This is a genomic window from Streptantibioticus parmotrematis (genome assembly GCF_019890615.1).
Taxonomy (GTDB): Bacteria; Actinomycetota; Actinomycetes; order Streptomycetales; family Streptomycetaceae; genus Streptantibioticus_D; species Streptantibioticus_D parmotrematis.
Window position 1 is genome coordinate 99,811 of record NZ_JAINVZ010000014.1, and the last position, 13,116, is coordinate 112,926.

At 71.0% G+C, this 13,116-nt stretch carries 9 protein-coding genes; 2 read left to right on the forward strand and 7 right to left on the reverse strand.

Going from position 1 to position 13,116, the window contains the following annotated elements; genetic code table 11:
- Complete coding sequence (locus tag K7472_RS20215) at nt 1-489, reverse strand: CcdC protein domain-containing protein (protein WP_222979906.1); 489 nt, start codon at nt 487-489, stop codon at nt 1-3.
- Between the two features lie 757 nt (nt 490-1,246).
- Nucleotides 1,247-3,370 (reverse strand): DNA gyrase/topoisomerase IV subunit B, encoded by a 2,124-nt coding sequence (locus tag K7472_RS20220; RefSeq protein ID WP_222979907.1) that lies wholly within the window; start codon nt 3,368-3,370, stop codon nt 1,247-1,249.
- Nucleotides 3,371-3,880: 510 nt separating this feature from the next.
- On the opposite strand from K7472_RS20220, the gene K7472_RS20225 reads away from it, so the two are divergent.
- Nucleotides 3,881-4,105: a DUF7455 domain-containing protein gene (locus K7472_RS20225; RefSeq protein ID WP_109446749.1), complete on the forward strand. Its 225-nt coding sequence runs from the start codon at nt 3,881-3,883 to the stop codon at nt 4,103-4,105.
- Between the two features lie 437 nt (nt 4,106-4,542).
- Here K7472_RS20225 and K7472_RS20230 read toward each other — a convergent pair whose 3' ends face one another.
- The 4 genes from K7472_RS20230 to K7472_RS20245 all read right to left on the reverse strand — a co-directional run bounded on the left by K7472_RS20230 (nt 4,543) and on the right by K7472_RS20245 (nt 9,657).
- Nucleotides 4,543-5,403 (reverse strand): S1 family serine peptidase, encoded by an 861-nt coding sequence (locus K7472_RS20230; protein ID WP_222979908.1) that lies wholly within the window; start codon nt 5,401-5,403, stop codon nt 4,543-4,545.
- A gap of 195 nt (nt 5,404-5,598) precedes the next feature.
- Entirely contained in the window at nt 5,599-7,167 is a 1,569-nt protein-coding gene (locus K7472_RS20235) for an RNA polymerase sigma factor (protein ID WP_289679153.1), read from the reverse strand.
- A gap of 582 nt (nt 7,168-7,749) precedes the next feature.
- Nucleotides 7,750-8,637 (reverse strand): FadR/GntR family transcriptional regulator, encoded by an 888-nt coding sequence (locus K7472_RS20240; protein ID WP_222979910.1) that lies wholly within the window; start codon nt 8,635-8,637, stop codon nt 7,750-7,752.
- Nucleotides 8,638-8,889: 252 nt separating this feature from the next.
- Nucleotides 8,890-9,657 carry an NUDIX hydrolase gene (locus K7472_RS20245; protein ID WP_222979911.1) on the reverse strand — a complete coding sequence of 256 codons (768 nt, stop codon included), beginning with the start codon at nt 9,655-9,657 and terminating at the stop codon, nt 8,890-8,892.
- A 457-nt stretch (nt 9,658-10,114) separates the two neighbouring features.
- On the opposite strand from K7472_RS20245, the gene K7472_RS20250 reads away from it, so the two are divergent.
- Nucleotides 10,115-11,425, forward strand: coding sequence for an alpha/beta fold hydrolase (locus K7472_RS20250; protein ID WP_222979912.1), 1,311 nt, complete (start codon nt 10,115-10,117; stop codon nt 11,423-11,425).
- Nucleotides 11,426-11,604: 179 nt separating this feature from the next.
- Here K7472_RS20250 and K7472_RS20255 read toward each other — a convergent pair whose 3' ends face one another.
- The gene (locus tag K7472_RS20255) at nt 11,605-13,008 is read right to left on the reverse strand and encodes a DUF4192 domain-containing protein (RefSeq protein ID WP_372458000.1); all 1,404 of its coding nucleotides are present in this window, start codon (nt 13,006-13,008) and stop codon (nt 11,605-11,607) included.
- Nucleotides 13,009-13,116 lie beyond the last annotated feature (108 nt).

The window sequence follows — 13,116 nt, forward strand, 5'->3', positions numbered from 1 at the left end:
TCACGGTGCGGCCGTCGCACCGAACCCGACCGGCTCCAGCTCACGCGCCCGCCAGACGACCAGCCCGGTGCGTATCAGCAACGTCCCCGCCAGGGCGAGCATGGTCGCTCCCTCGCCCTGGTGCACCCCCATCATCGCGCCGACGGCCGCGAGACCGATGCGCAACGCGATGCCTCCGGCCCAGGCGGCGGCCGTGGCCTTGGTGCCCTTCGTCCACACCACGCCGTCCTGGTCGCGCCATATGCGGCTGGTGAACGCCCAGACGACACCCATGCCCACGCCTATCAGCAGCTCTCCGGCGAGCAGCCCCACGGAGACCGCCTGGTGGTGGGCGTCGACGATCCCGTGCTCCCGCAGCGCCAGATAGAGCAGCACGGCCGGGAGGATCCACAAGCTCCTACCGTCCTTGACGCGGCGGGGCCGGATCTGGCGCACGATCACCAGGGCGACGACCGCCACGATCACGACGATGTTGGCCAGACCGGACATGGGAGATGCCTCCGAACCGCGAAGAAGACCGATGGATCAAGAACCGATGGATCAAGGACCGTTGGGCGGCCGGCCCGTTGGCCCACCGAGACTGCTGGACCGTTGGCCCGCTGACCCATTGGACTGCCGACCCATTGGGCTGCCGACCCATTGGGCTGTCGGCCCGTTGGACTGCTGAGCCGTGGTGCCGCTGGGTCGCTGAACCACCGGACCACCGAACCGTGCTGCTGTCTTCGAAGCTACGGGCGCCGAGTCCCGGCCGGATCGGCGCCAGGGTGGAGCTTCGGGTGGAGATCCGTCTCCACCCTGGGGTGGAGAAGCCTGGCGATACGCGGACGTTCGAGCGGTCGACGTCCGGCGGGGGCAGGCGAGGGCTATGGCCTGTGACAGGGGCCATGGTCGGCGGGGGTGGCCTGCGGGTTGGAGGGCGCGGGCTGCAATCAGGCGGGCACGCGCCGCCACTGGGCGAGCGGCCGCCACGGGGCGGGCGGGGACGGATTTGTGATCCGTCGACGAGGAACGGGGGCCGCTCGGCGGCCGGGGCGCAGCCTTTCAGGCATCCCCCAGGCACCGCCCCCCGCCCTCGCGGACTCTCATGGGCACCGCCCTGCGGCTGTCCGGCTCCGTTCAGCCTCTCGCCCCCGGGAGCCGGCGCCCCGGAGCCGGACAGCCGCGAGGGCCGGGCGCCCCCCAAGGTCACGCGCCCTCGCCCCGTGGGACTGCTCCCCGGGGTCCGGCCGACGCCGGACCCCGGCTCTCACGCGTCGATGCGGGACCTGTCCAGCGTGGCCGCCGCGTTGGTGATGAACTCCTTGCGCGGGGCGACCTCGTTGCCCATCAGCAGGTCGAAGACGCGCTCCGCCGACTCCAGGTCGCTGATGTTGATCCGGCGCAGGGTGCGGTGCCTGGGGTCCATCGTGGTCTCCGCGAGCTGGTCGGCATCCATCTCACCGAGACCCTTGTAGCGCTGGATGCTGTCCTTGTAGCGGACGTTGCGGCGCTGGAGATCCAGCAGCGTCTGGCGCAGCTCGTTGTCGGAGTAGGTGTAGATGTACTTGTCCTGCCCCTTCTTGGGGTTGGTCAGCTCGATGCGGTGCAGCGGCGGCACCGCGGAGAAGACCCGCCCCTCCTCGACCATCGGCCGCATGTAGCGCTGGAAGAGGGTGAGCAGCAGGGTGCGGATGTGGGCGCCGTCCACATCCGCGTCGGCGAGGAAGATGACCTTGCCGTAGCGCGCCGCGTCGATGTCGAAGGTCCGGCCGGACCCGGCTCCTATGACCTGGATGATCGCACCGCACTCGGCGTTCTTGAGCATGTCCGAGATGGACGACTTCTGGACGTTGAGGATCTTGCCACGGATCGGCAGCAGCGCCTGGAACTCGGAGTTGCGGGCCACCTTCGCGGTGCCGAGCGCCGAGTCGCCCTCGACGATGAACAGCTCCGTGCGGTCGACGTCGTCGCTGCGGCAGTCGGCGAGCTTCGCCGGCAGCGACGACGACTCCAGGGCCGTCTTACGGCGCTGCGCCTCCTTGTGCTGCCGGGCGGCGATACGGGTGCGGGCGGCGGCGACGACCTTCTCCAGGACCGCGCGGGCCTGCTGCTTCTGGTCGCGCTTGGACGAGGTCAGGAACGCCTTCAGCTCCTTGGCCACCACGTTCGCCACGATCCGGGAGGCGGCCGAGGTGCCGAGGACCTCCTTGGTCTGGCCCTCGAACTGCGGCTCCGCGAGCCGCACGGTGACGACCGCCGTCAGTCCCTCGGTCGCGTCGTCCTTGGCGATGTCGTCCTCGGCGACGCGCAGCAGCTTGGTGGAGCGCAACACCTCGTTGAGGGTGCGGGTGAGGGAGCGCTCGAACCCGGCCACGTGGGTGCCGCCCTTGGGGGTGGCGATGATGTTCACGAAGGAGCGCAGGGTGGTGTCGTAGCCCGCGCCCCAGCGCAGCGCGATGTCGACGCCGAGGTCACGGGTGACCTCGGTCGGCGTCATGTGGCCACGCTCGTCGAGCACCGGCACGGTCTCCTTGAAGGTCCCCTCGCCCTGCAGCCGCACCACGTCGCTGAGCGGCTTGTCCGGCGCGAGGTACTCACAGAACTCGCCGATGCCGCCGTCGTAGTGGAAGACCTCCTCGGCGGGGCCCTCCTCGCCCACGGCCGCCCGCTCGTCGCGGACGACGATGGTCAGGCCCGGCACCAGGAAGGCGGTCTGGCGGGCCCGCTGGTGGAGGTTGTCCAGGGAGAGTCTGGCGTCCTTGAGGAAGATCTGCCGGTCGGCCCAGAAGCGCACCCGGGTGCCAGTGCGGGTCTTCGGCACCTTCTTGGCCTTGCGCAGCCCGCTCGTCGGGTCGAACGGCGCGTCCGGCCCCTGCTCGGTGAAGATCCCGGGCACCCCGCGCCGGAAGCTGATCGCGTGGGTGTGGCCGCCGCGGTCGACCTCGACGTCCAGGCGGGCGGAGAGCGCGTTGACGACGGAGGCGCCCACGCCGTGCAGACCGCCGGAGGCCGCGTACGAGCCGCCGCCGAACTTGCCGCCCGCGTGCAGCTTGGTCATCACGACCTCGACGCCGGACAGCCCGGTCTTCGGCTCCACGTCGACCGGGATGCCGCGGCCGTTGTCGCGGACCTCGACCGAGCTGTCGTCGTGCAGCAGCACCTCGATGCGGTCGCAGTAGCCGCCGAGGGCCTCGTCGACCGCGTTGTCGATGATCTCCCACACGCAGTGCATCAGGCCGCGGCTGTCGGTCGAGCCGATGTACATGCCGGGGCGCTTGCGGACCGCCTCCAGGCCTTCGAGGACGAGGAGGTGCCGCGCGGTGTAGTTGGAACCGTCGCGATCCGCGCCACTCAGCAGGGCGGTGGACGGCGCTGAAGTGTCGGCGGTCACGCGGGCGGCTCCTCGTACATCTCGTGCGGCGCGGTGCGTCTCGTGCATCGCGCCGTGCATCGCGGCAAGTCCTGGGTCCGGCCTGGGGTCGGCCGGGGGTCGGCGGCTGGCGGATCCGGGTCGTGCGTGCCGAAGTTCGCCGAGGAGAGGGTACCGATGCGTACGGCGGCGGCTTCGCCACGACCCGGTTTCGCCTCTCATGCTAGCCCCGACCGGACAGGTGTTCGATCCCTCGTCCGAGTGATAGCCACATCACGTTCCCAAAGAGGCATGAACCATTTAGGCTCCGGGCACGTCCTCACCAACAACCGGCAGCCAGCCGGGAGGCGGAAAATGGACGAAGTCCTACATAGACCCCCGAAAGCCACATCGAGACCTATTCGCCGCCAACCGGTAGCATCCGGCCTCCTCGGGCAGATTCTTCGAGGAAAAGCCACGAGCGGGAACGTTTTCGGCCTGGTTGGATGTTGACCCTGGTACGACAGCTCGTCGAGCTAGAGAAGAGGCGACGTGACTACTGTTCTGACCCCCGCAAGCCCGCTGACCGCGGCAGACCGCTGCGACCGCTGCGGCGCCCAGGCCTACCTGCGCGTCGTTCTCATCAGTGGTGGCGAGCTTCTCTTCTGCGCCCACCACGGGCGCAAGTTCGAGCCTGAACTGAAGAAGATCGCCGCGGAAATACAGGACGAGACCGGACGACTCACCGCCGCCCCTGCGGCAGTGGTCGAGGACTGATCCCGACACATCGCGAACAACGACGAGCTCGGACCGGCACCAGGCCGGAACGGAGCGGCCACCCCGCCGAGGGGTGGCCGTTTCGCGTTCCGCGTAATCACCTGGGGTGCATCGCCGAGCACGCAGGGTTTTTGTGACGTGCGGGACCAGCGGGAGCGAAGTGGGCGCTGATACGCGCCGGATGCCCGGCCCGCCCGGGCCTGCGCATGTGCGACCGCCGGGCCCGTCCGGGCGCGCCCACGTGTGATCGCCCGGCCCTCCCGAGCCTGCCGGTGTGCGGCCGCCCGCCGCTGTCGGCGCGCGCCCGCAGCCCACTGTCGGGGCGCCCACGCAGCTCGTTCCCGCGCGGCCGTGCCTGCCGGCCGCGGCGGACGCCGCTCCGCTCCCGGGAGCGTTCCCACGACACGCGGCGGAGCTGGTCTTCTCATCACGCGCGTCTACAGGAAGTGCGCGACCGAGCGCGCCATGGCCGAGACCCTGGTGTAGACGCCGGGATGCTGGGCCTCCCCGCATCCCGTTCCCCAGGACACCAGGCCGATGAGCCGGCCGTCGGCCACGAGCGGGCCGCCGCTGTCACCCTGGCAGGCGTCCCGGCCGCCTTGGTCGGCGCCCGCGCACACCATGGACGCGGGAACGTAGGTGCCCGCCGCGCTGCCCGGGTAGGCCTGGCGGCAACGGCTGTCGGGCAGCAACGTGACGTCGGCCTCCCGCAGCGTGCTCGCGTAGGCACCGTTGCCGGTCGTGTCGCCCCAGCCGTAGACCCGCGCGGTCTCCCCCTCGCGGTAGTCGGCCGTGTCGTCGGCGGCCGCGAGCGGGATCACGGGGTTGCCGGGCAGGGGCTGGGCGAGCTTGATCACGGCGATGTCCCCGGCGTTGGTCTCCGGGTCGTACGACGGGTTGATCCACACGTCCCGGATCGACACCTCGCGGCCCTCGTGGGTGCTCAGATCGGTCCGCCCGAACAGTACGCGCAAATCCTTCACGTCCCGCCAGTCCGTGCCCAGGACGTCGCGGCCGAAGCAGTGCGCCGCGGTGAGCACGACGTCCGGGGCCACCACGGCGCCGCCGCAGAACTGCCCCGAGCGGTCCGCGCCGAACCGTTCCTGGCTGGCCAGCGCCACCACGTAGGGGTGTTCCGCGGTACCGGTGGGACCGCCGCCGATGATGCCTTCGTGCGCGCCCCCTGACTGCTTGGCGACGGCGGGAGCTGCGGGCAGGGTGAGCGGCGCGGTCGCCGTCAGCAGCGCCAGCCCGCCCAGCAGTACGGCGGTCGCCCGAATTCGGGGTCTGATGCGCATACGGTCTCCTGACCTTCCGGAGCGGCTGGAACACTCAGCGTGGTCCACCCCGGCCGTACGCGCATCCGGAAGCCGGTCCCGTGCGGCAGCCGCGCACGCGACGGGCCCGGAACCCCACGAAGGAGGTTCCGGGCCCGAAGGACGGCACGTCGTCCGGCACCCGGCCGGCGTGCGCCGGACCGGGAAAGGCGCCGGTCAGTCCAGGTAGTCGCGCAGCACCTGGGAGCGGGACGGGTGGCGCAGCTTCGACATCGTCTTGGACTCGATCTGCCGGATGCGCTCACGGGTGACCCCGTAGACCTTGCCGATCTCGTCCAGCGTCTTGGGCTGGCCGTCGGTGAGGCCGAAGCGCATGGAGACCACGCCCGCCTCGCGCTCGGAGAGCGTGTCGAGGACGGAGTGCAGCTGCTCCTGCAACAGGGTGAAGCTGACCGCGTCGGCCGGGACGACCGCCTCGGAGTCCTCGATCAGGTCACCGAACTCGCTGTCGCCGTCCTCGCCGAGCGGGGTGTGCAGCGAGATCGGCTCGCGGCCGTACTTCTGGACCTCGATGACCTTCTCGGGGGTCATGTCGAGTTCCTTGGCCAGCTCCTCCGGGGTGGGCTCGCGGCCCAGGTCCTGGAGCATCTGACGCTGGACGCGGGCCAGCTTGTTGATGACCTCGACCATGTGCACCGGGATGCGGATGGTGCGGGCCTGGTCGGCCATGGCGCGGGTGATCGCCTGCCGGATCCACCAGGTGGCGTACGTGGAGAACTTGTAGCCCTTGGTGTAGTCGAACTTCTCGACCGCCCGGATCAGACCGAGGTTGCCCTCCTGGATCAGGTCCAGGAAAAGCATGCCGCGGCCGGTGTAGCGCTTGGCCAGCGAGACCACGAGGCGGAGGTTGGCCTCCAGCAGGTGGTTCTTGGCGCGGCGGCCGTCCTCGGCGATGATCTCCAGCTCGCGCTGGAGCTTGGGGGCGAGCTTCTCGGCGGCGGAGAGCTTGTCCTCGGCGAACAGACCGGCCTCGATGCGCTTGGCCAGCTCCACCTCCTGCTCGGCGTTGAGCAGGGGGACCTTGCCGATCTGCTTGAGGTAGTCCTTGACCGGGTCGGCGGTGGCGCCGGCCGCCGCGACCTGCTGCGCGGGGGCGTCGTCCTCGTCGTCGTCGGAGAGCACGAAGCCCTCGGACTCCGGCTGGTCGGGACCGGCCTCGCCGGGCTTGCCGGGAACCGCTGCCTCGTCGGCCAGCTCCTCGCCCTCGACGAGCTCGTCGTCGGACTTCTTGGCCGCGGTCTTCTTCGCCGCCGTCTTCTTGGCAACGGTCTTCTTGGCCACCGCCTTCTTCGCGGGAGCCTTCTTCACGGCCGCCTTGGTGACGGCCTCGTCAGCGCTGTCGGCTTCGATGGCGACCTCCGCGGGGGCCGGGGCGGCCGCGGTCTTGACGGTGGCGGTCTTCTTGATCGCGGTCGTCGAGGTGGCGACGGTCTTGGTGGCAGCACGCTTCGCCGGACTCTTGGCTGCGACGCTCTTACGGGTGCGCTTCGGCGCCTCAGCGGCACTGACCATCAGCGTCACACCCTCCTCGTCGAGGACCTGGTTGAGGCTGCGCAGGACGTTCTTCCACTGGGTTGCCGGAATCTGGTCCGCCTCGAAGGCCCGACGTACGTCGTCACCTGCGATCTGGCCCTGTGCCTTACCCCGCTCAATGAGCGCCATCAGAGACTCGGATTCGGTGATCTCCGGCGGGAGCGTACGGGATGTGCTGGCCGACACGAACAACCTCTCGGAACGATGGGAACGACTTCCGACCGCGCCTGCACTCGGCAAGGGCCGCCGGCCGCCGGCGGGGATGGACCGGCGGTAAGGGGCGGAATCGCTTGGCAACACAGCGACGGGGATGTCGTCCGTATTCCTTCTGCGGTACCACCGCTTAGGTCATCGCGCTCCCCCTGTCAGCGTTACGCGGGTCTTGCGTGGCCCGCGTCACACCGTAATCCAGCGTAAACCAGGCCCGTGGCTCCACCGCCCGGAAGCCCCCAACCGGCGCCGCACGGCGACGCCTTCCGCACCGCCGCCGACACGGCCCCGCCCCAACGCGACCGCCGCCGGGCCCCTGCGTCTCGTGGGCCCGGCGGCGGAACGGTACGTCGGGGCCGGATCCGCAGGGGCTCCGACCAGGAGGAGGGGCGGGGGGAGACGACGCCGAACGGAACCGAACGGAGTCGAACAGGTTGAACGGGTTGAACCATCCGAACAGGACCGAAACGGCACCGAAGGCAGACGAGCGGGTCCCACGCGTCGAACGCGGTCGGTCGACGAGCGGTCGACCGGGCGACGAACGAGGGCGCGGCGAGGCGGTGGTCAGTGCTCGCGGGGCGCGGGGACCACGTGGTCGACCTCGGGGTGCGCGGTGAGCAGCTGCCGCATCGCGGCCTCCGCCCCCGCGCCGTCCCCCGTGGCGAGCGCCTCGACGATGGACGCGTGCAGGCCGACCGCCGCCTCGGTCGGCCGGTCGCAGCCGGTGACCGGCCCGCCGGACACGTGGAGGGCGGAGGAGACGATGCCGGACAGGTGCTCCAGCATGCGGTTGCCGGTGACCTGGAGGACGATCGCGTGGAACTCGGCGTCCGCCCGCGAGAACGTCAGGGAGTCTCCCTGGGCGACGGCGTGCGCCATGATCTCCGCCATGTCGGCGAGACGCTGCTGCACGTCCTCGCGTCCGTGTCCGGCCGCGAGCCGGGCGGCCAGCGGCTCGATCGTCCAGCGCAGTTCGCACAGTTCGCGGCGCTGGTCGTCACGCTGCGGCCCGAACGCCCGCCACTCGATGATGTCGGGGTCGAGCAGGTTCCAGTCGCTCACCGGCCGGACCCTGGTGCCGACGTTGGGCCGGGCGCTGACCAGGCCCTTGGCCTCCAGCACCCGCAACGACTCCCGCACCACGGTACGGGAGACCTCGAAGCGCTGACCGATCTCCTCGGGAACGAGCGGGCGGTCGGCCCCGAGGTCACCGGAGACGATCATCTGGCCGAGCTGCTGGACGAGTTGGCCGTGCAGGCCACGGCCTCGGCTGCCGCTCGCGCGGCGGCCGACCCGGCCCATCTCCGTGTCCACTCCGTCCCAGTTGGGGGTTCCGGCGCGTTCGCTGCCAGGGGCGTCCGCGTACGGGTAGCGGTCGAGGTCGCCGGGCCCGGCGACGCCGGTGTCGGCGGAGCGGGCCGCGGTCATCATGGTGTGCGCAAGGGTACTCACGCATCATTTGTCGGCGATCCATCCGGCAGCCTTGAGGGCTTTGCTGAAAAGCACACGAAAGGGTGATCGCCCCTTCCTGCACAATTGACGCTTTATCGTAAGGAATCGTGCGAACTCAGGGGAGTTACGAACATCCGCAGCGCAACTTCGCACTCATGCGGTACTCAACGTCCGCGCAGCTCAAGGCCGACCTGACCGCTCGTCACCTCAACGCCCTTACGTGCGGCCGTTGTTGGCGATCGGACTCATTACTCACACCTCGGGACGCAGCATCGGCGGGTTGAGCAACGTCGCTCCGCCCGCCCGGAACAACTGTGCGGGACGCCCGCCTTGCCGCGTCGTCGTGCCGCCCGTCGGCACCAGGAAGCCGGGCGTCCCGGTCACCTTCCGATGGAAGTTGCGCGGATCCAGAGCGACTCCCCACACCGCCTCGTACACCCTGCGCAGCTCCCCCACGGTGAACTCCGCCGGGCAGAAGGCTGTTGCCAGCGACGAGTACTCGATCTTGGACCGGGCGCGCTCCACGCCGTCGGCGAGGATGCGCGCGTGGTCGAAGGCGAGCGGCGCCGACTGCTCGGGCTGCAACAGGTCGTCGATGGGCGCCCATCGCGCGCCACTCGCGTCTCCCCCGGCCCGCGGCGCGGGCAGGTCGGGCGCGAGCACCAGGTGCGCGACGCTGACCACCCTCATCCTCGGATCACGATCCGGGTCGCCGTAGGTGGCGAGCTGTTCGAGGTGCGCGCCGTTGCTGCCGCCGTACGGGCCCGGCGTCCCGGCGGGGGACGTCCCCGCGGACTGCTGGGCGCGCAGCCCGGTCTCCTCCGCCAACTCCCGTGCGGCGGCCTCCGCGAGATTCTCGTCGGTCCTGACGAACCCGCCCGGCAGCGCCCACTGCCCCTGGTACGGGGACTCCCCTCGGCGAACGGCGAGCGCGCACAGCGCGTGCCTGCGCACGGTGAGCACGACCAGGTCGACGGTGACAGCGAAGGGGGGATGGGCCGACGGGTCGTAGGGCGACATGGCGTGATCATAGTCGTCTGCCTGACGATAAACAGCGTGTTCCCCAGCACGTGCGGCGTGGCGATGCTCGCATGGTCGGCCTGGGTCTGGCGGCGGTCCCCGGAGGGGGCGCGGGGTGAGGCCGGGGTGGTGTCGAGGTGGGTGCAGGCGTGCGGCCGAGGTGGGGTCGGCGTGCGGCGAGGTGGGCATGACGGGGGCCGGGGGTAGGCGGCCGGAAGTAGGCGAGGTGGGTCCGGAGGCAGGCAGGCCGGACCCTGGGGCGGGCTGGTGGGAGGTAGGGCGGGGCGGAGGGGGAGGCAAAGGCCGGCCGGGGCGGACAGGGCGGAGCCGCATGCAGGCTGACTGAGGCGGACGGGGTCGCGCGGGCATCGGAGCGGGCGATTACGGTGCCAGGGCGCGTGTCGCCGCCGACGCACGCCCGACACGACCGTTCGGCACCAGGCCCAGAAGGAGATCGATGGCCGTCCACCGCCAGCCGGGAACCGTCCTGACCGACCACACCTTCAGCGTTCCGCTCGACCACCGCGATCCCGCCGGGGAACACATCGAGGTCTACGCCCGCGAGGTGGTCGCCACGGGCCGCGAACACGACGAGCTGCCTTGGCTCCTGTACCTGCAAGGCGGCCCGGGCGGGCGGTCTCCCCGACCGGTGGGACGTGACTCCTGGCTGCGCCGAGCGCTCGACGACTACCGCGTGCTCCTGCTCGACCAGCGCGGCACCGGGCGCTCCGCCCCGGCGAACCGGCAGACGCTGCCCCGGCGAGGTGACGTCGCCGCGCAGGCTGCGTACCTCGCGCACTTCAGAGCCGACTCCATCGTCGCCGACTGCGAGCTGATCAGGCGTCAACTCCTCGGCGAGGAGGGCCGCTGGTCGGTGCTCGGGCAGAGCTTCGGCGGCTTCTGCTCCCTGACCTACCTGTCGTTCGCCCCGCAAGGGCTGCGCGAGGTGTTCATCACCGGCGGCCTCGCCGGACTGGACCGGGACGCGGAGCAGGTGTACCGGGCGGCCTACCCGCGCGTGGAATGCAAGAACCGCCGCCACTACGAACGCTACCCCGAGGACATCGCGACCGCTCGGGCGGTCACCGAGCATCTTCGCAAGCGCGAAGTGCGTTTGCCGAACGGCGGCTTGCTCACCCCGGCCGCCGTCCAGTCGCTCGGCATGCTGCTGGGACGCGGCAGCGGTTCGCACACCCTGCACTATCTGCTGGAGGACGCCTTCCTCCGTGGACCGGGTGGCCGCGAACTCTCCGACACCTTCCTGGCCGACGTCCACAACCACCTGTCGTTCGCCTCCAACCCCCTCTACGCGGTCCTGCACGAGTCGATCTACGGGCAGCGTTCGGTCTCCACCCGTGGCACGGGGTGGTCCGCCGATACCGTGCGCGCCGAATTCCCTCGCTTCGACGCGGACGAGGCCTTGTCCAGCGGCGAACCGGTGCTCTTCACCGGGGAGATGATCTACCCCTGGATGTTCACCACCGACCCCGCGCTCGAACCCCTGCGGGAGGTGGCTCACGCGCTGGCCGAGCGGGAGGAGTGGCCCGACCTGTACGACGTCGGTCAGTTGGGGCGCAACGAGGTCCCGGTGGCCGCTGCCGTCTACCACGACGACATGTACGTCGACACCGCGCACTCGCTCGAAACGGCCGCCTCGGTCCGGGGTCTGCGGACGTGGGTGACGGACGAGTTCGAGCACGACGGCCTGCACGTCAGCGACGGCCGCGTCCTGGATCGGCTGATCCGGCTGGCGCGGGGAGAGGCGTAGGCACGGCGGCCTCAGGCACCCGAGGAGTCGGCGCAGGCACGATCGCCTCGGATGTCTGAGAAGCCGGTGCTGGCGATGTTCCCTGCCCGTACGGCGTCCGCGGCTTTCGGATGCCCGATGGTCCCTGACCGAACGGCGTCCACGGCCGTCGGATGCCGTAGGGGCGGGTCGGCTCGGATTCATTCGCGATCGCCTCCTGTCGGTGGCACCGGGGAACGGCGCGTGCGGATCCGGCTGCGGGAGCGCGCCGTCGCCGCAGGCCGCGTCGCGCTGTCCGGCCTGCCCTTCGGGGCTGTGCCCGCACCGCCCCCACGCCGCTGGACGACGATGCGCTCGAGACGCTTGCCGCGTTCCTCACGCAGGCACCGGCGCAGCGGTTCGGGGTCGAGGCCTCGGTTGCAGGCCTGGTGGAGCAGCCGGGCGAAGGTGTAGTCCGGGTCGGCGTCGAGTGCCCGCCCGAACGCGAGACGGGCGGCGGGCTGGTCGCCGGTCGCCCACGAGACCCAGCCCGCAAGGGTCAGCGGCGCGGCGGCGTGACCGTCGTAGGGTGCGACGCAACGGCGTGCCAGGGCCCGCCAAAGGCGCAGCGCGGGGACCGCTTCCGTGCCCTCCATCCACTCCGCCGCCCGGTCACGGGTATCGCGGTCCTGCAAACCGACGATGATCGTCGCGGCCTCGTCGTCGCCGAGCAGTGCGTCGTCCTCGGTGTCGCTGGTCGCGTCCTCTCCGCGGGCCGGCGCAGCACGGAAGCGCTCCAGCGCCGCGCCGGCCAAGGCCAGCGTCTCGTCACGCACCGTCTCGCAGTCGGCGTCCCGCAGCATCCTGGGCACCAGATGGGAGTACGAGTCGTCGAACGCGCGCACCTGCGCGACCGCCCTCGTGCCGTCGAGTGGCGCGAGGCGGGCTGTCATCTCCCGGAGCGAACCACGCACCGTGATACCCGCGTACGCCGCGGCCGCCGCCAGCACCGAGGTGCCGCCCCGGCTGATCGGGGTGCCCTCCGGCGGACAGCACGTCTCGTCCGGGCAGCAGTAGGACCACCACCGGCCCGCCGAGACGCACAGCGCCTCGAGCACCGGCACGTCGAGTGCGCCACACGCCACCCGTAGATGCTGGGCCAGGGGGCGCAGCCGTTCCATGGCGGCGTGCGGGGCCTCGCCGTTCCTCGGATCCTGGCAGAGGAAGACGGCGATGCCTTCGGGGCGGCCCCGACGCGCACCGCTGTGCAGCGCGCTGTCCGCGAGTTGGGCCGCCAGATGCGGCCACTCCCCCTCCTGCGCCGGGATGCCCACCCTCAACCGGTCGCCGAATCGCCCCTGCGAACCGTGCAGAGCGACCAGCACGATGCTGTCGTCCGGGTGGAAGCCCAGAAGAAAGGGCAACGCCTCCGCGAGATCCGCCGGGCCGCGCAGGGTGACGCGTGGTTCCTCGCGAGGGACGACGGCCGCTTCCCGCAGGCGTCGGGGGGACTTGCCGGAGGAGCCTACGGGGTCCGGGGAGACGGAGTTCGGTGAGACGGAGTTCGGGGAGGGGGAATCCGTGACTCCTTGTGCCGCGTGCGGGTCGGTGTCTTCGGTGGGCACGCCCGGCTGCTCGGCGTGTGCGTCCTTGGCACCCGGCGGTCCGCCGGAGCCCACAGCGCTGTCGCCTTGGGCGGAGCCCAAAGCACTGTTGCCTTGGACGGAGCCCAC